12 protein-coding genes and 1 pseudogene are annotated in these 20,895 nt (G+C 34.8%); all 13 read right to left on the bottom strand.

Going from position 1 to position 20,895, the window contains the following annotated elements; translation table 11 throughout:
• Positions 1 to 147: 147 nt before the first annotated feature.
• Entirely contained in the window at positions 148 to 615 is a 468-nt protein-coding gene (locus tag EJF25_RS05035; protein ID WP_125040306.1) for an Imm44 family immunity protein, read from the bottom strand.
• 3 nt (positions 616 to 618) lie between these two features.
• Positions 619 to 2,484 carry an RHS repeat domain-containing protein gene (locus EJF25_RS26530; protein WP_200832867.1) on the bottom strand — a complete coding sequence of 622 codons (1,866 nt, stop codon included), beginning with the start codon at positions 2,482 to 2,484 and terminating at the stop codon, positions 619 to 621.
• Between the two features lie 353 nt (positions 2,485 to 2,837).
• Positions 2,838 to 3,296: a hypothetical protein gene (locus EJF25_RS05045; RefSeq protein ID WP_125040308.1), complete on the bottom strand. Its 459-nt coding sequence runs from the start codon at positions 3,294 to 3,296 to the stop codon at positions 2,838 to 2,840.
• Between the two features lie 316 nt (positions 3,297 to 3,612).
• Positions 3,613 to 4,137: a hypothetical protein gene (locus EJF25_RS05050; protein WP_125040309.1), complete on the bottom strand. Its 525-nt coding sequence runs from the start codon at positions 4,135 to 4,137 to the stop codon at positions 3,613 to 3,615.
• Positions 4,138 to 4,142: 5 nt separating this feature from the next.
• On the bottom strand, positions 4,143 to 4,922 hold the full coding sequence (locus tag EJF25_RS05055) for a hypothetical protein (RefSeq protein ID WP_125040310.1): 780 nt from the start codon (positions 4,920 to 4,922) through the stop codon (positions 4,143 to 4,145).
• On the bottom strand, positions 4,903 to 6,765 hold the full coding sequence (locus EJF25_RS05060) for an RHS repeat domain-containing protein (protein WP_235016724.1): 1,863 nt from the start codon (positions 6,763 to 6,765) through the stop codon (positions 4,903 to 4,905). Before EJF25_RS05060 ends, EJF25_RS05055 begins: the two co-directional genes overlap by 20 nt.
• 438 nt (positions 6,766 to 7,203) lie before the next feature.
• Complete coding sequence (locus EJF25_RS05070) at positions 7,204 to 7,596, bottom strand: hypothetical protein (protein ID WP_125040311.1); 393 nt, start codon at positions 7,594 to 7,596, stop codon at positions 7,204 to 7,206.
• A gap of 977 nt (positions 7,597 to 8,573) precedes the next feature.
• On the bottom strand, positions 8,574 to 9,002 hold the full coding sequence (locus tag EJF25_RS05075; protein ID WP_125040312.1) for a hypothetical protein: 429 nt from the start codon (positions 9,000 to 9,002) through the stop codon (positions 8,574 to 8,576).
• Positions 9,003 to 9,201: 199 nt separating this feature from the next.
• Positions 9,202 to 9,624 carry a hypothetical protein gene (locus EJF25_RS05080; RefSeq protein ID WP_125040313.1) on the bottom strand — a complete coding sequence of 141 codons (423 nt, stop codon included), beginning with the start codon at positions 9,622 to 9,624 and terminating at the stop codon, positions 9,202 to 9,204.
• Between the two features lie 544 nt (positions 9,625 to 10,168).
• A pseudogene (locus EJF25_RS26750) lies at positions 10,169 to 10,816 on the bottom strand (RHS repeat domain-containing protein); the annotation flags it as partial.
• A 232-nt stretch (positions 10,817 to 11,048) separates the two neighbouring features.
• Positions 11,049 to 11,636 (bottom strand): hypothetical protein, encoded by a 588-nt coding sequence (locus EJF25_RS05090; RefSeq protein WP_125040315.1) that lies wholly within the window; start codon positions 11,634 to 11,636, stop codon positions 11,049 to 11,051.
• Between the two features lie 1,782 nt (positions 11,637 to 13,418).
• Positions 13,419 to 17,762, bottom strand: a complete 4,344-nt coding sequence (locus EJF25_RS05095; RefSeq protein ID WP_160119375.1) for an RHS repeat domain-containing protein — start codon at positions 17,760 to 17,762, stop codon at positions 13,419 to 13,421.
• Between the two features lie 16 nt (positions 17,763 to 17,778).
• Positions 17,779 to 20,790, bottom strand: coding sequence for a hypothetical protein (locus EJF25_RS05100; RefSeq protein WP_235016726.1), 3,012 nt, complete (start codon positions 20,788 to 20,790; stop codon positions 17,779 to 17,781).
• Between the last annotated feature and the right edge of the window lie 105 nt (positions 20,791 to 20,895).

Genomic DNA, 20,895 nt, shown 5'->3' on the forward strand with positions numbered 1-20,895 from the left:
TGTTTCTTTGAAGATTCCTAGAACTTCAAAAATACTTCCGGTAAGTAGAAAGTATCATACCAGAGTGAATTAAAAGCACTCTGGTATGATTTCTGACTAAAAATTAATTTCTATAAGAAGTAATTAGCGAGAATAGACAAGTCCTAATTAGGGAAGACGAGATAATAGTTTGACTAGGTCAGACTTAAGTTGCTTCATGTTAGTATCCAGTTTTCTTCTTTTTATTACAGCTTCAAGCAAATCCATCTTTTGCATAATAGATACCTTGAGAAATTCATATCTTTCCTCTTCTGATTTGTTGAAGAAGTTCTCATCGGTTATGATGATAGGAATGCCAATTGCTTTCTCTTTTTTACGATAAGATTCAATTTCTTTCAGATGTTGTCTGAGACAAGGAATTGGATCTACATAAAATTCAAAAAGAATCAAATTCATGTCGCTTCCATAGTCTTCACGTTTTAATAGGGCTAGTTTGTTGTTAATTCCTTTCTCTCCCCATATATAACTACAAAACAAATCATCTTTTTTGTCTTTTGTTTTTCTTATTAAATCTGTGTCTGATGCTTCATAACCTCCTGATGAAGTGAAGCATCCTAAAATGTTAGTTTTATCCATAACTTAATGCATATTTTTATTTAAAGGTCCTTGTTCGATTAAATTTTGTTGATATTCCCAATTCCAAGCTGCCTGTCTGTTGGGGAATAGCTCTATAGTTTTCATTTTTTTATTTTCCATGAATGCTTTAGTATATCGTTTTTGCGGTATTTCTTGCGATGTAATGCCATTCTTCAAGAAAGTTCCATCAGTAGAATAAAGCTTATACCCCCATGTTGGTCTCTGACTTTTTAATGAATTCCCGTGTACAGCAGTTTTTACTATGTTTTCTGTTTTTGTTACCCCAACTCCTTTGGCCGCTGTCGAAATACTACGTTTCGTACCAATGCCAACTTTCATCGGCATAAACATAAGAGTTCCTTCAGCAACGGTATTCTCCCAGTTCTGCGGTTCTTTCATTTCCTGCCATGTATCCGAAACTTGTTTCGATATTGGAGTCTTTGCCAGGTATGAAATCTGAGAACCAATTGCATCTGTTGCATCTTGAATTCCTGATGAAAGATATGACCCAACTCCGTTATTATAAATATATTCAGTTTCTGAAGCCAGATCATTTATCATCTGTATGGGAGTATTCACAACAGAGGCTACGGTATTATGTACAAACTTAAATGCGTTAGTAAAGGTATTATTACCATATTCATATCTGCCAAAAGTTTGTAATAATGGGTCTCCTATTGACATTCCTGTTGGGTCTATAAATCTTATCGGATTTCCCAAACAGTAACTATAGGGGCTACAACTATAGCACTTTTCCGCCATCGGATCCACCACATGCCATCTACCTATCGCTGCATCATAATGTCTTGCTCCGTAATCATACCAATTCAGTCCGTTCTTTGTATCCAGTTCCTTACCATTATACTTATACAATTGGATAGAAGATGTATTAGCAAACACACCTCCGAACGGATAGTAATGATTCACCTCTTCTACATTTCCATTTTGATCGGCTACCACACGATTGTTTCCTTGATAATCCTGCAAATAATAATGATACTTGTTGTCGTTCAACGAGACGAATCCGGCTTCTGTCAATACAGTCTTAGGAGTTCCATTTTCAAAGATCACGCTACCGCAGTAATCGGTAGTAGTAGTATTTCCTGCGATGGTATGTACAGCACGTAGTTTTTTCCCTGCTGCATCATAGAGGTAAGAAATAGAACTTCCGCCTTCAAATTCAATACGGTCTGGTAAATTTAGGTAATTATATTGGATTTTGGTAATTTTTTTATTCAAATCTTTTATTAAATTACCGTTATCGTCGTAAATGTACTCTGTAGCCTGTTTTGAGTTGTCTTTAAATTCAAAACCATTGTTGAATGCTGATGTTGTTACGGCGTCGTTTACACTTAACAGTTGGTTACCATTGAGGGTGATAGCCAGGTTATCTATCAGACCGTATCCGCTGGCAGAAGTCTGTCCGTAACGTTTGAGCCCCAGAATATTTCCGTTCTTGTCGTAACCGGTTATTTGTTCGTCGTAATAGTTAGGCTTTGGAGAGAGAGTTTCCCCTTCGGCATAAGTTGCATTTTTCAATCTGGACAATGGATCGTACTCGAAACGATAACCGCGGGTGACTGTTTCATTGCCGGCTTTCCATGTCATACTGCTGATGTTACCGTTATAACATGGAGTGCCTTTACCATCCGTATAATAGAGGCGTTGAGAGAATAAAGGACTTTGAGTGGAGATCGTCCATCCACGTAAGTTGTACTGATTAGTGGTGGTGAGAGATTTACTTCCTCCACTTCTTGTAACACTGGTGAGTCGGCCTAATTCGTCATAATTGTAAGAAAGAGTGGCAGATACAGAGTTATTGATTCGGTGAGCATTTGTCAGCAATCGCCCGCTATGGTCATATGTCATAGTCTGTGTAAATGAGATCTGATCTACACCGTTGTGACTAGCTAGTACCTTCCCGTTAAAATCATATTTAAACTTCTGGACATATACTTTTCCGATTCGAGTATTGCATTCCTTAATTCTGGTACATTTCCGATATCGTCTAGTACATATTCATTTTTACATGAAATCAATGCTAAAACCAGACTTAGTAATATGAATTTATATTTTTTTCATAACTAACAGTTTTTTCTATATCTCATCCTTAGAAGTTAAACCATGAAAGATTGTCAAGGTTTCTAGAATGTTTATAGTGAATAGAAAGTTTCATACCAGAGTGGATTAGAAATACTCTGGTATGAATTCTTGCTGCAAAACTAATTTCTATCACTAGAAATCAACAGGTACAAATCTTCTTTTTTATCCATTATAATAAATTTTTTTTTGAAGTCCTTCGTTTGAGTCTGCTTCTCAGACAGAACAGCTAAAAACGCTATTGGACCAATCTTTATATATTTATCGAATTTATAATAATAAATATAAAACTCAAAATTATCGTCATGATAGGCTATTTGCTCGCTACCGGATATTCCGTATTTCCCTAAAACTTTAATATTACGCTTTAGTTCTTGCCATTCTTCCGGGTTCAATCCGGGTATATTCTGTACAGTATCAACATCTGCTTGCCAGTTCGGATTGAAACGTCCTTCCCGTATAGAATCATTTGGATCATAATTCAATGTTGAGTAAATTAAACCAATTTTCTCCAATCTTAGATTTCCGAACTCGGCATAACACCTACCAGAATAAGCAGGTAACACTTCTATCTTTTTCATATACTTCTCCGATTCGAGTATTGCATTCCTTAATTCTGGTATATTCTCGATGTCGTCTAGCACATATTCATTTTTACATGAAATCAATACTAAAACTAAACTTAGTAATATGAATTTACATATTTGCATAACTAACTATTTTTCTGTATCCCATCCTTGGGAGTTAAACAATGAAAGATTATCAAGGTTTCTAGAATGTTTCTATTAAGACTGTGGTATTCGGTTGTTTGCAGTACATAAATTTTACCCTGATGCAAATTATCTATGATTAATTAATATCAGGGTAAAATTTATTATATATGTGGAATAAAAATAATTAAGAACATGTAGTGTATAAATCAGCACATTGCATTTCCGGAGGCATCCATCCTATATATGTTTTACCATGGAGTATTCTTTTTACTTTCAACCAATCGCCACAACAGTCTATAACTGTATACATATCGTTATCATACTCCTTTATAGTACTTTGCACTTTCGATTTTTCATTAGGTAAACTATATAGTTTTAGTCCTCCATTATATGCCCTTGAATATACTCCAATATGACTATTAATATTAATCCAGCCATTAGGATATACTGAGTCAATGGTAGAAGCCTTTACATAGAGCATTTTTCCTTTTTTCTTTAATATTTTAAAGTGAATATACGCTTCATTTTCAAAATTATGTTTCAAATATTGAATTACCTTGCCACCAGGCTTATCATATAATAATATTGAGTCCTTGTATTCAATATCTATAAAAGCAGCAGAATTACACAAACATTCTTTACTAATAGTTTGAGAATTTCCAATAATTGCGTACACTAAAATAACGATAAATGAAAATATTTTCTTCATAATTCTTAGTAGATTACCTTTTTGTTAATGATATTTACACCCGTCACAGGACCTGTTACTCCTTGTAATGGAACTTTTTCAATATTACTTCTTGAAACCCTTACTTTAAAGTTTTGAGTCCCCGACATTACACCGTTAAATCTATTCCAATCTTTTGGAGATATCAATAAACATCCTTTAGAGATAGCCCATCCGTCTCCCACTCCTGCAAATCCATTGCTATTTGTGCTATGGATAAAAATCTGATCCTTATATCCTTCTCCATTTGCACTAATTTGATTAGGAACATTCGGATTGATTTGTCCATCTAATGTACGAATAGCTCCTCTGTGGTTTAAAACCCAATTAGATTTTAGTGATCCACTTTTACCTATTACATCGTAATTTCCATCATAGATACCTTCATCAATTGCCCCTAAAACCTTTGCATCTGACGACATAGAATACCCAGTGAAATTATGAATATCATCCGGTCCATTAGCACCATATACAGTTACTTGTGCTGTGATAGCTCCTTCTCCATTTATGTATCCACTTTTACCATTTTTCGTTCCAAAAGTTTCTTGTCTTGAACCTTTAAAATCAACAACCGTTTTCCCTAAATATGTTTCACTGGGTTTAGTAGTTACCTGCGAAGTAGCGTCCGGGTCCCAATAAATTCTTTTTGATTTATCTTCCACCCAATCATCTAATTTACCATCTAAATCAACGCGATTTACAGGACTATTACTTGCATAAGTGTATGTAGAAACTGTATATCGATTTTCATTCAGGATCCACCACATGCCACCTTCCTATTGCTGCATCATAATGTCTCGCGCCATAATCATACCAATTTAGTCCATTCTTCTGATCTAGCTCTTTCCCATTATATTTGTAAGGTTGAACACTATTCGCAGACGTAAACGTTCCCCCGAATGGATAATAAACATTTGTCTCTTCCACAATCCCATCCTTATCCGCCACAACACGAATATTCCCCTGATGGTCATTTAAGTAAAAATGGTATTTTTTATCCGGGAAACTAACATACCCCGCCTCATTGAGCAACATCTTCAACGCCCCGTTCTCATAGACCACATTACCACAATAATCCATTGTCAAGGTAGTAGTGCCAATTTTATGAACTGTACGGAGCTTTGTTCCATCCATTTCATAGTCATATTTAATACTATTACCATTTGCAAATGTTATCTGGTCTGACAAATTTAAACAGTTATACCCAATATTGCTAATATTTTTGTTTAAATCTTTAGTTATATTGCCGTTTTTGTCATAAACGTATTCAATTGTCTGGTTTGTCCCATCCTTAAATTCAGTTCCATTGCCATATACTGAGTTTGTAGAAGCATCTTTTACTGCTTGCAATTGATTACCATTGTAAGTCAAAGTCAAATTATCAATCAATCCGTAAGTGCTGGCAGCAGTCTGTCCGTAACGCTGTAATCCCAGAATGTTCCCCATCTTGTCATACCCTGTAATCTGTTCGTTAAATCGGTTACTATTATTAGCCAGATTGTTTCCTTCTCCATATGTTGCATTCTTTAGCCTTGAAAGTCCGTCATACGTAAAACGATACCCCCTTTCTACAGTTTCAGCTCCGGACTTCCAGGACATGCTGCTGATATTTCCATTGTAACATGGAGTATTTCCGGCCACATTCTCCTGATAATTAATAGTCTGATTAAACAACGAACCTGTGATACTTTTTGTCCAGGAACGTAGGTTATGCGTATACTCTGTTTTCAGTTTTGCGTTCCCGTTCCGGCTATTTGATTTCAGTCGTCCTACTTCATCATAGGCATTGTCTACTAGTGTTACTGCTGTGGCATTATTCAGTTGATACATTGTTTTTAGCAATCGCTCGGCGTTATCATAGGTATAGGTATAAACTTCCATTTGTGTATCCTTTCCTGAGGCTGTATGAACTTTTTTCACGTGCAACGGATTTCCGGTAAAGCTATATGCTGTATATACTTTTTCTGTTCCTCCCAAATGATTCTCTGCTTTCGCTTGTATCACACGTCCCCGGTAATCATAATACAATACAGAATTCAGAAACGAGGCAGAAGCTGTACCGTCAGCCGGTAGCTGTGCTACTAATGTGCCGGTCAATAAGCCTTTGCTGTCCTCATAGCGTATTCCGAATCCTTGTACCACTTCATATTTCATGTCCGCATTTATAGCATCCGGAATTCCGTTATATCCCATGAAATCGTAATTATCATAATAGTTCACCGTCAATATAACAGGAGTAGTTAATGAAATTCCCGACACGATGTATCCCTTCGTAATGTTCGTTGCATTTGAGCGCATTCCTTGTATGCATACATCGCTAAGAGGATTGTCGGAGTAGTTGAGATTATTTTTGCAAATTCCGGTTAATGCCGGGCGTCCCAGGGCATCGGGAATGGAAAAGAGCCATTCTCCTTTTAGACGAAGTTCGCCATCCTGAACAAATATTTGTCGGTCGGAACGGTCATACACATAATAAGTCCAGTCGCAGCCGGGGAGCTTTTTACTGATACAGCGGCCACGTGAATCATATTTATATAAGTAAGCGAAGTTTGCGATTGAGGTTAAAGTCGTCTCATTCCAAGTACCGTCAGCGTTTAAAGAATCGGACACAGATGGCGGAAGGATAAAGCAGATATTCCCAATAAAAGTAACATCAAATAATCAAATAGCACAGATATCCTATCTGAGTAGAAGATTGCATATGCTCCAAAAAAATAACAATATGATTGCATTATTATTTGATAAGAATTTAAATAAAATGTCCGAATGATACCTTCTGTCTTTATCGGTTGTTTGGGTGAACGTATATAAGGATATAGATAACTCATCATTCCACCTATCATTGTAATTGCCCAAAAGATCAAAAAAATGACTTGAGTGGTAGATGTCAGATAAGGAATCTTATATATATATAGGGTAAAAACACACGGTAGGCAATCATTAAAATGCTACCCCATAAAGCTGTTTTTTCAAATATTGCTATAAAAAGATATCTCATATATTTATGTGTTTGTAGGTTGTTTTATCTTATAAATATCTGTATATTATTTATTTATAAAGTTTATGATTAGCCATTTTAAGTCCATAATGGACTCCTCCTAAAAATAACATGAGATAAAGATATGGGGAATAATATATATATAGGTCAAAGAATGTGTAAAAGAAGAAGTACCATATGAATATAAATTCTATTATACTATATGAATTAAGATATAGTTTTTCTTTAAACTTTTTCCCTTGATTATTAATTGAATATTTAATGTTGAAAAGCTTTATTATATTTGCAATCCCTATTGGGATGACTCCTAATGCAGCGATTGTTCTAATCACTAGTTGTCCGGGGATTAGGAGGATATAATCGATAAAAATAGCAATAATAATCACTATGCAATATAAAGGTAATGTCATTTTATCTGCAATCATCAAAAATCTTTTTTTCATTTCTTGTACTTTTAAAGTTAATTCACAACTGTGTCTTGATTTGAACACAGTTGTGAATCTTATGGGTATTATTTAATTGCTTTTTAGCCTATTTGAATATCTGTTAGTTGTAATTGCGATCCTATATCCTATGAATAATCCTGATAGAATCATCATTAAATAATTAGGCCATAAATAAACTTTTGGTAGATAAACATAAATTAAAAGACAAATGTAAAACGAATTCTCTATGAAATTGTATGACTCTCTAACTTTAGGATTGATTTTCATGACCAATCTTTTAGGATATATACTAGGATATTTTTTATCCAATATAAAACCTGTGATTTCAATCATCAACATTATCCATATCATTATTTTAAGAGTGAATAAATAAGGAGAGTCAAATATATATAGGTAGAAACTATGATAAGCAATTGTTAAAAAACAAGCTAGTAAACATGTTTTTCTATATATCGTAATAAAAATCAATTTCACTCCGTTGATTGTGGCTTTATATTCTGTCTTTTTTTTCATGAGTATTGTACAAATGTCCTGATAATCAGTTATCATGAAGATAATTTATATCAGGACAATGTTTGAAGTTATTTCTTAATCTTGCTTTCTTGTTCTTTGCGATGTACTTTTTTCATAAAACTAGTAGCAGATAAAGCTGCTCCACTACCAGTCCATAACCCTAATAATAGAAAAAATAAGTATCCGAAAAGTACGTTAAAATCAATGTCGAAACAACGCATTATAACCATAACTAATAGATCTCCAAAGAATAGAATATGGTAGACCTATAATACAAATTACAAGAATTAATGGAAATATAGGATGTCGTAGTGGACTAGGTATATATTCTTTAAAGAATATATAAAAGACCAAATGTACGATACATATCAAATATACAAGATTTTGCATGTGTCCTATATATTTATCAGCTTTTGTTGAATACTTCATCTAACCTATTTATTATTAATATTGATATGTAACTATCTTGGTAATGAATTTTTCTTATACTTATTTTTGTAATATATATCTGCAATATTTGCAATCCTATGTCCATAATAGATACCGAAAATCATTATCATGATATACATGAATATAGGTGATATTTTATCTAAGCGAAGTATTAGGTAAAAGAAAAAATACCATACAAATATTTTTTCGATAATATCGTAAGAATTGAGATAAAACCACTCTTTTAAATTTTGTCCTTGATGGTTGAATGATGTTTTTTTGCAAACTGGTCTTGCAAGACCACCAACTACCATTAGAATTGCGCCTATTAGTAGTATAATTCTTATCACAAATATGTATGGAATTAAATACAGATAATCTCTGAAAATAGACATACATAACATTATGAAGCACATAGGCATTGTTATTTTGCCAGCAATTTTAAAAAGCAATTTTCTCATACTTTTATTATTTTATAAGCCAATTTATCATTTTATACATCAGATTTTCTTCCAATGCATTTTGCTTTGGAGACTTTTCTGGATTTTGATTAGATTTAAGTTATTCCCTTTTTTGTTTTTTCTATCTCACTATAGACTTTGACAATTAAAAAGTCCTGATTCTCAGAATCTATAAATTTTGAGGATCAGGACTATAATATTATTTGTTTTTCCTTTTATCTTTGTATTGTTCAGCTTTTATAGCTGCTTTATATCCAAGGAATAAGCCTAATAAAAGCAACATTAAGTAATTAAATAGCACAGATTTTCGATCTAAAAAGAAAATCATATATACTATAAAATAATAACAGTATGCTTGTACTATTATTTGATAAGATTTTAAATAGAATGTTTTAATAAAACTATCTTTTAATATCTTTTCTTTGGGATGTATGTAAGAAAACAGGTAATTACATATTATGCCTACTATAACAAATAACCACAAGAGTATAAACATTATCCTGATGGCTGAAATTAGATAAGGAATACTTGATAAATAAGGATATAAAATACAATAAACAATCATCAAAATGCTCCCTGTGACGGCTGTATTCTTGTACATTGATATAAAAAAACGTTTCATATATTTTTTATTTATTTATTATCCAATTTATAATTCTTTCAAGGAAATCCGGGTTATTTCTATTTTTTTCTTCAACTTTATTGATATGTGACTCATAAGCATCTTGTGTTGGATCAGGGTTCGTTAGTTCCAAATTTACCCTTTCTGCTCCTGCAATAGTAAGTCCTATTGTAAAAAAAGCAGTTTTCTTTCCCCCATCTTTCGGATCTCTTTTTGGTGCTGGATCTCCATTAGGCATATTCCCAGAAATATTAGTATCGATGCTTTTGGCTATATTAGCCTGATTCCGATCCAATCCTTCCTTATTTCTTCTATCTCTTTTTCTTTGATGATCGTACTCAGGACTAAATGCTTTTTGCGTTAGGGCATACATTGTTATAACTTCGAACTTGGCAAAGTTATAAGTCCTCTTTACTTCTTTTTTTAGATCATATATCCCTTTATCGATTGATTTTCCTATTTCGTTTGCAACTAGATCTATATCTTTTTCTAGTGATTGCATATAAGGAGTAAAAAAGGGTATTGGTACAGTTCTTGGAACCACGACTACCCCTTGTTTACCATCCGGGTCGATCAGCTTCATAGGATTATTCAAACAGTAATTATACGGACTTAACCCATAGCACTTTTCCGCCATCGGATCCACCACATGCCATCTACCTATCGCTGCATCATAATGTCTTGCTCCGTAATCATACCAATTCAGTCCGTTCTTTGTATCCAGTTCCTTACCATTATACTTATACGGTTGGATAGAAGATGTATTAGCAAACACACCTCCGAACGGATAGTAATGATTCACCTCTTCTACATTTCCATTTTGATCGGCTACCACACGATTGTTTCCTTGATAATCCTGCAAATAATAATGATACTTGTTGTCGCTCAACGAGACGAATCCGGCTTCTGTCAATACAGTCTTAGGAGTTCCATTTTCAAAGATCACGCTACCGCAGTAATCGGTAGTAGTAGTGTTTCCTGCGATGGTATGTACAGCTCGTAGTTTTTTTCCTGCTGCATCATAGAGGTAAGAAATAGAACTTCCGCCTTCAAATTCAATACGGTCTGGTAAATTTAGGTAATTATATTGGATTTTGATAATTTTTTTATTCAAATCTTTTATTAAATTACCGTTATCGTCGTAAATGTACTCTGTAGCCTGTTTTGAGTTGTCTTTAAATTCAAAACCATTGTTGAATGAAGGATGAGCAATGAATGAAACATATCAGTCTCTATCGTTATAATCCGCTTTCACAGAAATATAAGAAAAAGAAAGAAGAGTTGCTTTAACGTATAGAAAAAGGAGAGTTGTAGGGGAAGTGTTTCTTTGAAGATTTCTAGAACTTCAAAAATACTTCCGATAAGTAGAAAGTATCATACCAGAGTGAATTAAAAGCACTCTGGTATGATTTTTTGCACCAAAACTAATTTCTATCACTAGAAATCAACAGGTACAAATCTTCTTTTTTATCCATTATAATAAATTTTTTTTTGAAGTCCTTCGTTTGAGTCTGTTTCTCAGACAAAACAGCTAAAAATGCTCTTGGACCAATTACTTTATATTTATCAAGTTTGTATAGATAAACATAAAATTCAAATTTGTCGTCATGATAGGCTATTTGCTCGCTAAAGTATATTCCGTATTTTCCTAAAACTTTAAGATTACACTTTAGTTCTCTCCATTCTTCCTGATTCAATCCGGGTATATTCTGTACAGTATCAACATCTGCTTGCCAGTTAGGATTGAGATGTCCTTCTTGTATAGAATCATTTGGATCATAATTCAATATCGAATAAAGTAGGCCTATTTTTCCAAAATGTAAATTTCCGAACTCGGCATAATACCTACCAGAATAAGCAGGTAACACTTCTATCTTTTTCATATACTTCTCCGATTCGAGTATTTCATTTCTTAATTCTGGTACATTCTCGATGTCGTCTAGCACATATTCATTTTTACATGAAATCAATACTAAAACCAGACTTAGTAATATGAATTTATATTTTTTCATAACTAACTATTTTTTTTGTATCCCATCCTTGGGAGTTATACTATGAAAGATTACCCTAGTTTCTAAAATATTTCTAGTGAATAGAAGTATCATACCAGAGTGAGTTAGAAATATTCTGGTATGAATTCTAACTAAAACACTAACTTCTATCAGCAGAATATAGAAAATATAAATCGTCTTTTCTATTCTTTATTAATAAAATGACTTTATAAGGCTTCTGCCTAAGTCCATTATTCAGAAAAAGTAGTTAAATAAATTATGGGATCAACTCTTCCTTATATTTATAAATTAATTATGTTAAAAGCTTATGATTAGCGATTTTGACTCCATAATAAATTCCTCCTATTAATAATATTAAATAAGTATATAAATTAGAATACGTGTATAGCTCACAAATAACATAGAAAAAGAAATACCATTTAAATAAAGTTTCTATGATGATGTATGAATTGAGAAATAATATCTCTTTTAGCTTTTTTCCTTGCTTATTTATTAAATGTTTTATATAGAATAGATTTATTATATTTCCTATTCCGATAGGAAATATTCCTAGTAATATGGAAATATCTCTTATTATCTGATAGCCAGGAAATATAAATGCGTAATCATAACATAACGCAATACAGATAACTACACAATATAGTGGTAGAATTATTTTGTCAATAAAAATCAAGTTTTTTTTCATTTGTTTTTTTTTATAGGTTTATTCCCAGCTACATATTTTGAAACGTAGCTGGGAATATGTTAATTAAACCAAACGGGTATTATCTAATTGTTTCTTTAATTTATTAGAAAAATGACTTGCTTTTATTGTTATCCAATATCCCACTAATAATCCTGATAAAATCATTATTAAATAGTTTGGCCATATATAATGCTTAGGGAGAAAAAGGTAAATAGTAAGACTGTAACAATATAATCTTACCATAAAATAATATGGTTCCCTAATCTTAGGATTGACTTCTGGTAATAGACTTTTGGGATATAGATGAGGATATTTTAGATTTAATATCAAGCCCGTAAATTCTATTATAGCTATTGCCAATTGTGCTATTTGGATAAAGAATATATAAGGAAGATCACATATATCAAAATAGAATATATGATAAGCAATTATTAGAAAACATGCTAGTAAATATGTTTTTCTAAATATCGTTATAAAAATCAATTTCATAATACTATTATTTAATTATTCAAAGATGGAATTAAACCATTTGATTAATTTGTTTTGAGTTTTTGACTCAGGTAAAACAATATCTCAAATATAGTATTTATTTCATCGAATAGAGATATTTATTTTTATGAATAAAAAAGTAGGGGGTATAATTAATGATACCCCCTATCTAGTCAAGACAAATTAATAATCAATCTTGTTTATACTTATTCTTATAATATATGTCTGCAATATTTGCAATTCTATGTCCATAGTAAATTCCAAAAATTAGTATCATAATATAAGAAAATACAATCGAAACCCTATCAAGTCTTAGTAAGATATAAATGCAGATATACCAACTGAAGATGTTTTCAATAATGTTATAAGAATTAAAGTAGAAATATTCTTTCAGATTTTTTCCCCGATGACTAAAACTTTTTGGGGTATATGGTTTCATTATAGCTCCAATAACCATTGTTATTGCGCATATAAGTAGTATGATTCTTACTACAAATATGTATGGCAACATATATAAATAATCTCTGAATAATGACATGCATATCATTATGAAACACATTGGCATTATTAATTTACCAACAAATTTGAAAAAGGCATCTTTCATATTCTTATTTTTTATATAACCATTGTATTAAATTATCAATAAAATTTCTTTTTTGGGGGCTTTGCTGTGAAGACTGTTCTGAATTTTGTATGGATTTTAATTGTTCCAATTTAGCTTCATGAGCATCTTTACTTGGATCTGGATTTGTTAGTTGAACTCCAATTTCTGTACCAAAAGTAACTCCAAGTCCCCAAGTTCTTACTTTTCCCCAATATTTCGGATCTTTTTTAGGTAATGGATCTCCACTAGGTGTTGTAGCAGTAATATTGTTTTCGATGCTTTTTGCTATATTAGCCTGATTCCGATCCAATCCTTCCTTATTTCTTCTATCTCTTTTTCTTTGATGATCGTATTCAGGACTAAATGCTTTTTGCGTTAGAGCATACATTGTTATAACTTCGAATTTGGCAAAGTTATAAGTCCTCTTTACTTCTTTTTTTAGATCATATATCCCTTTATCGATTGATTTTCCTATTTCGTTTGCAACTAGATCTATATCTTTTTCTAGTGATTGCATATAAGGAGTAAAAAAGGGTATTGGTACAGTTCTTGGAACCACGACTACCCCTTGTTTACCATCCGGGTCGATCAGCTTCATAGGATTATTCAAACAGTAATTATACGGACTTAACCCATAGCACTTTTCTGCCATCGGATCCACCACATGCCATCTACCTATCGCTGCATCATACTGTCTTGCTCCGTAATCATACCAATTCAGTCCGTTCTTTGTATCCAGTTCCTTACCATTATACTTATACGGTTGGATAGAAGATGTATTAGCAAACACACCTCCGAAAGGATAGTAATGATTCACCTCTTCTACATTTCCATTTTGATCGGCTACCACACGATTGTTTCCTTGATAATCCTGCAAATAATAATGATACTTGTTGTCGCTCAACGAGACGAATCCGGCTTCTGTCAATACAGTCTTAGGAGTTCCATTTTCAAAGATCACGCTACCGCAGTAATCGGTAGTAGTAGTATTTCCTGCGATGGTATGTACAGCACGTAGTTTTTTCCCTGCTGCATCATAGAGGTAAGAAATAGAACTTCCGCCTTCAAATTCAATACGGTCTGGTAAATTTAGGTAATTATATTGGATTTTGGTGATTTTTTTATTCAAATCTTTTATTAAATTACCGTTATCGTCGTAAATGTACTCTGTAGCCTGTTTTGAGTTGTCTTTAAATTCAAAACCATTGTTGAATGCTGATGTTGTTACGGCGTCGTTTACACTTAACAGTTGGTTACCATTGAGTGTGATAGCCAGGTTATCTATCAGACCGTATCCGCTGGCAGAAGTCTGTCCGTAACGTTTGAGCCCCAGAATATTTCCGTTCTTGTCGTAACCGGTTATTTGTTCGTCGTAATAGTTAGGCTTTGGAGAGAGAGTTTCCCCTTCGGCATAAGTTGCATTTTTCAATCTGGACAATGGATCGTACTCAAAACGATAACCGCGGGTGACTGTTTCATTGCCGGCTTTCCATGTCATACTGCTGATGTTACCGTTATAACATGGAGTGCCTTTACCATCCGTATAATAGAGGCGTTGAGAGAATAAAGGACTTTGAGTGGAGATCGTCCATCCACGTAAGTTGTACTGATTAGTGGTGGTGAGAGATTTACTTCCTCCACTTCTTGTAACACTGGTGAGTCGGCCTAATTCGTCATAATTGTAAGAAAGAGTGGCAGATACAGAGTTATTGATTCGGTGAGCATTTGTCAGCAATCGCCCGCTATGGTCATATGTCATAGTCTGTGTAAATGAGATCTGATCTACACCGTTGTGACTAGCTAGTACCTTCCCGTTAAAATCATATTTAAACTTCTGGACATATACTTTTCCGTTGATATCTGTGCTACGGGTTTGTACCGGACGTTGATAATAGTCATAATAAGTACTGGTGTATAACAATTGGTTTGTACCTAATACACGAGATATCATTCCGGTTTGCTGACCTTTGCATTTCAGCAGTTCAGTGTCATCACTACAGCGGAGACCATATTGCGTATCTTCCACGTAATTATAGGCTGTGGTAAATTGTGCATTCACCCTTTTATAATCATACGTGTCATAGTAGATTACTTCCTGCATTTCAAGGTTGGACTTATTGATATAATATTCGATGGTATAGCCGTAAAAGGAATTAGAGTTTTTTGCATCAAAATTGATCATCATATAATGAATGTTTGGCTGCTCGGCACCGTTATAAATAGCAGTTAATACTTTTCTTCCAAGTTGGTCATAGAAGAAACATTTCCACTTGTTTTGTGCCTTCATTCCCGCATCCTGAGTTAGCAATAACCGTCCTTTTTTATCATATACATAGTTTACCCATTTTGCACCCGGCATCTTTTTGGCGGAGTAATTGTTTAGTCCGTCGTAGCGATATTGGTAAGTGTATAAATCCAATACTTTTTGTAATCCGAGAGTCTGTAGCTTTTCGATAGCCAGAGGTGGCAGTACGAAACAGAGGTTACCGAAATCATCGTATGCCTGATAAGTATCCAAAGTATCGTTCCCATTGATGGAGCGAGACAGAATTTCCTGACCTAGTTTATCAGTATAAATATACGTCAGGTGTCCGTCTTCGTCTTTATTTTCGGTCACAGTTAGTTCGCCTGTTGCATAATAGCCTTTCTGGGAAAGCTGAGGATTTGCTTTAGTTCCGGTTACGGCGAACAGACGGCAACGTGCAGCAGATGTATTGGTCAGGTAGTTTGTCTTTTCACTATGTCCGGTGGTGTGCCAACTGCTTCCGGGATTATACTTTTCAATCATCCGATTCAACGGAGAATCATCGTACATCGACTTTTCATAAGCGTATGCATCATTGTATTGGTTTTGGGCATACTGACGAACTTTCTGTGTGGACAGAAACGCTCCTTTAATAGGACTCACTACAGAAAGCCAAGTACAACTATCCCGATACATCCGGTCATATTCTTTCGCATTGACGATGTCTTTCATATTTGGACTAGCCCCGTATTGCACAGTCTGCTCCGTTCTTCCAAAGACATCGGCATACACTATGTTTTGACTGGCATACTTCGGATTCTTCATTTCTACCATAGAAGGCATATAGGCAATAGGTTTTATGGTAGTGATGTAATTTCTGCTCTCATCCACTTGACGTATCGGTTTTCTTCCTGTCACGTTCAAATCTGTTAAATAAGAAGCTCCGCTTGTAGTGCAATAATAAATACCGGGGGATAAACGGTCTTCGTTTAGACATTGTATGTATTCTTCATTATCGGCTTTCCGGATCAGATGATGGCTTGCGTCATATAATGTTATTGTAGTAGGATTATTACCTTTTGGGGTCCATATAGGAACTTCTATGGCAATATCCATTGTATCTTTAATTTCAAAACGATGAAAAATCGTTTCAGTAAAAGCATGGCTGTATTTGTGAGTATAACGCAGACTATCCGTATAAGCTCCCATTTCGTACGGTTGTTCCCAACTACTTCCTATGTTGTTTACAACACATTTTACGTCTAGTCCGGCTTGAGCACATACCTCCCCTTTGTAATTTACCTGAATATAATATTCTCCCGCTTTCAACTTGACTTCTTTTATTTGTGGTACGCCTGTTTCTGTCAAAGGAAACGATTCGCTGGTTTCCGAAAGACCACTTACGGATATGATAGGTTTCATGGCTGCGGGACCTTTATGAACGATACTAACGAGACTTAATTCTTTTAGTTTGAGTTTATAATAAACGATTGTTTTCCCAAACATACCGGGCAATACATCATTGTGAGTCCCGTTAACGAAAGTTCCTAAATCAATGGCATTGGTACGGCTGCATCCGATGGCTGAGAAATAAAGATTCGTAGTCAGCAGACCGTTACTGCTCCGACCTCCTTCACAGAAAAGAGCGTACTCTCCCGGGTCAAGAGATCGAAAAATAAGTGGACACTGGCTAGGTATCTTGGTGAGATCTTCATCATACGTAAGGTCAAACATATTTTCGTATGTTATTGCAGTTTGAGCCTTTCCGCTGTTTGTGGCTCCATCGATGATCTTTGCCGGCTGTGTGCTGTTCAGTGGTTTGTATACAAGAAACATTTGGCTGGATGAAAGCCTTGATCCCATTGCATTGGCCATAAATAAGGTTGAATGATTACCGATTGTAAAGGTGTAAATGATATCATTGGAAGGATCTGCATATACATTAGTTGCTCTTTCCGTATCAAAAGTATGATGGATGGCTTTCGTAGCCTCATTCATATCTATGTTGAATCTCACTCCCCCTTCCGAAGGAGGTGTGCCTTGCCCGTTGGCTATATTGACAATTGCCACCAAGCATATTATAAAAACTAAATATCTTTTCATATTGAATTTCATTTTATTATTTCGTGTAATGATAATTATTGTATTCCATCAGCTGAAGTTTCCCGTTCTCTTCTAGGCGATACGTTTTGTTTAGGCGTCCACTTCGGTCATATTGGTAAAAGGACTCACGTTTGGTAGGATCAGAAAGATGTTTTACTCCTATTTGAGGTTTATATTCATACAGTGTGATATGTGCATTCGGCAGTTTCTCGCGTAAATCTTCCAGTTTAGGTTTGTCGAAGTAGTTCATTGAATATTCCTCCGGTTTCATGCCCAATGCCTCCTTTATGTCCTCATAGGTAGATCCTTTTATTTCGGCGGCTACCTGTGTAGGCGAATCCCATATATAGTTGGTTTCTTCTTTACCTCGATTAATGCTATACGTGATAATATTGCCGTATCGATCATAATTGTGATAGGTTTCAATACTCTGCTCGTATTTTAATGCTACACTAATGTCAGTGAAGTTTGTGTTTTCAGGGAGTGGCTCAGGTAGTTTAAATGTTAGCAGGTTTATCTTCTGAAGCCCGCAACCCTCGAATGAGTTATACATAAACTGAATAAGATCAACTATTTTTCGTTCACTTTCTCCAACTTTCTTAAGATATTTGATAACAGCGATAGGCTCTTCTATCCTGTTTTCATTGACTAACCTATTGTAATTATTTTCAGGATACAAACCTTTCTGTTCTCCCGGATGTACATACTTCAAATACACATGATCTCCGTTACTATTCACCGTCTCTTTTTGTGTAACAATCCCTTTGTCATTATATTCAAAATTATGAATCACTGTTACCCCGTTTTCGTCCGTCAGTTTCTCCTGTGTCATCAGGCAGGGAGTAGTAAATATCTTGTTGGATATAAATGCTCCGGCAACGTTTGATATCGACACTTCATAGCTGGACACCCGATTTGCGAAGTTATAGTCGTATTCTTCCGTTGCAACTTTTTTAGAGTGGTTGTTATAAGTCTCTTTCGAAAGAAGTTTTCCCCTGAAAGCAGATAGATCGTTTGGAGCATAGTTTAGTGCTTTATCCAATATTTGATAGGTGCTGAAATTTCTGCTTCTCAAATCGGGAATGTAATAACTTAGTTTCTGGTGGAGATCAGCTTCGCCTGTATTGTCGGAGAAGTGATAGCGGCTGTAACTTCCGTCATCGTAAGTCTCAGTTACATAGCTGTAACGGATTGGATGTTCCGATATATTGTTGAGACGTCCCATGCAATTACTACTTTTGGAATATACATTGATGTTGGTGGTTACGATACTATCAATGCTCGAATTCTCACATTTTATGATTTCTACCGGCATAATGTATCTGGGTAGTTCGTTAATTCTTCCGCACTCCATTCCCGTATTCGGATTAGTATATCGGAAAGAGCGTTGTCTTGTTTTCCCGGTGTTGGGGTCGTACATTGTCAGTTTTCCAATACGAACTCCGCCGAAAGGTGTATCATAAGTTGTTTGATTACTGTCCCATCCAAACATATCTGTTCTTTTGGTCTGATAAAATCGGTAGCGGTTGTATTCGTAATCAATCTTTTCTTCACCTCGGGTAGGATAGGTCACCTTTTTAAGCATTGCATAACTAGCAACATTTGTATTGACGGCTTTTCTTTCATCTATTTTTTCCTTGGATTCTAAAAAAATATTAGCTTTATCAATTGCTTCATATTTACCATTCCAGAATCCCCAGTGGTCAATACTGGTAGTCAGTGGGTCGGGAGCTTCACGACTCAGATCATAATCAAAGTTGTAGACCGAAGGATTATCACTCTGATCATCGAGAGTTACTTTTTTCAGAAAGAAATACTTCCCTTTGGTTTGATAATCAAACTTACATGATTTTATAACCTGTGATTTTTCTGTCATTTGTACGTTGGACAAATAAAGCAAATCGTTTCCGGTTGTTTCTCCGTAAAAATTGGTTGGAAATGTTTCGACTGTGAATTGAATAGCAATGTCATCTGTGCTGATTTTCTTCAGGATAGGGGTATAGACTTTATCTTCCAAAAGAAAATGTTCACTCTGACCATCATCGAAATATTTTATCTCATCCGGCTTTGTTTGTCCATTAATGGGACGATTATATTGGGTTCGTTTGTCTCCAAAGTAGTAATCTTGAACGAAAAGCCGGTATTTGTTTTTCTGTAAACGACTTTCATAACTGAAAGTAACCGTACGATTTCTAGTTACGTCTTTTATTGAACTCAGATACCAAGAGCTGATCTGGACAGGCCTTGGCTTAAGTTTGTTCGGATTGTTGGGTATGCTATATTCCAAAAAAGAAGTTCCACCTCCGAAACTGTAAAGGTATCCGTCCGGAGTTGTAATTTGAATGCAGGAGGAAGTTGGAGCGTTTGTTTTACTAAAATTTTGAACTGCCATTTCACTTAGGTCAATCTTGTATCCGCCACCTGTCAGGCATTTCACCTGACCGCTATTGTCGATGATAAACTTACCTTTGTGATTTCCGAAATTAAATTCGAAAATATCCGGGGTCATATCATATTTCGTTTTTTGAAATTGTTGGTAGTCGTCAGTGGTCTCTATTCTCAGATTGACCAAATCTTCTTTGCTATATTGCTTGAATTTACCATCACGGATAGCTGCCAACAGGCCCGTATGTAGATCCTGACGGATATCATCGGGATTTCCAACTACATTTCTCGTAATTGATCCACCGACATTCAGAATCCAATTATTACCGACTATGGAAGGTCGTCTTCCCGGTTTGAATCCATCCGAAAGATATTTGATGGATGTATTCAGTTGAAAAGCCGGATCTTTGTAATCCAACAACGGAATATTCAGGTTAAGTAGCCCGTTGTATAAGTTCATGGGGATATTGCCGTATTGTACGAACTCCGCTGTTTGTGGAGTAGCGAAACCTAGGTTCTCTGGCGAGAAATAGTATCCCTGAAGATTGTTCGGGATAAATTGTGATCCTCCGTCTGCCCGTACGCCGGTAGCCGTTCCTAACAACAGGAAAAGGCACAATACATATTTTAATTTATTTTTCATTCTCATATTTTTATTCTTGTTTTTGTACTTTTGTCTAAAAAAGAGAGGAAGCATAATTATATTCATATACTCCCTCTCATGTCAATGATTCAACGATTCTTGCTT

The organism is Bacteroides faecalis, from assembly GCF_003865075.1.
Lineage (GTDB): Bacteria > Bacteroidota > Bacteroidia > Bacteroidales > Bacteroidaceae > Bacteroides > Bacteroides faecalis.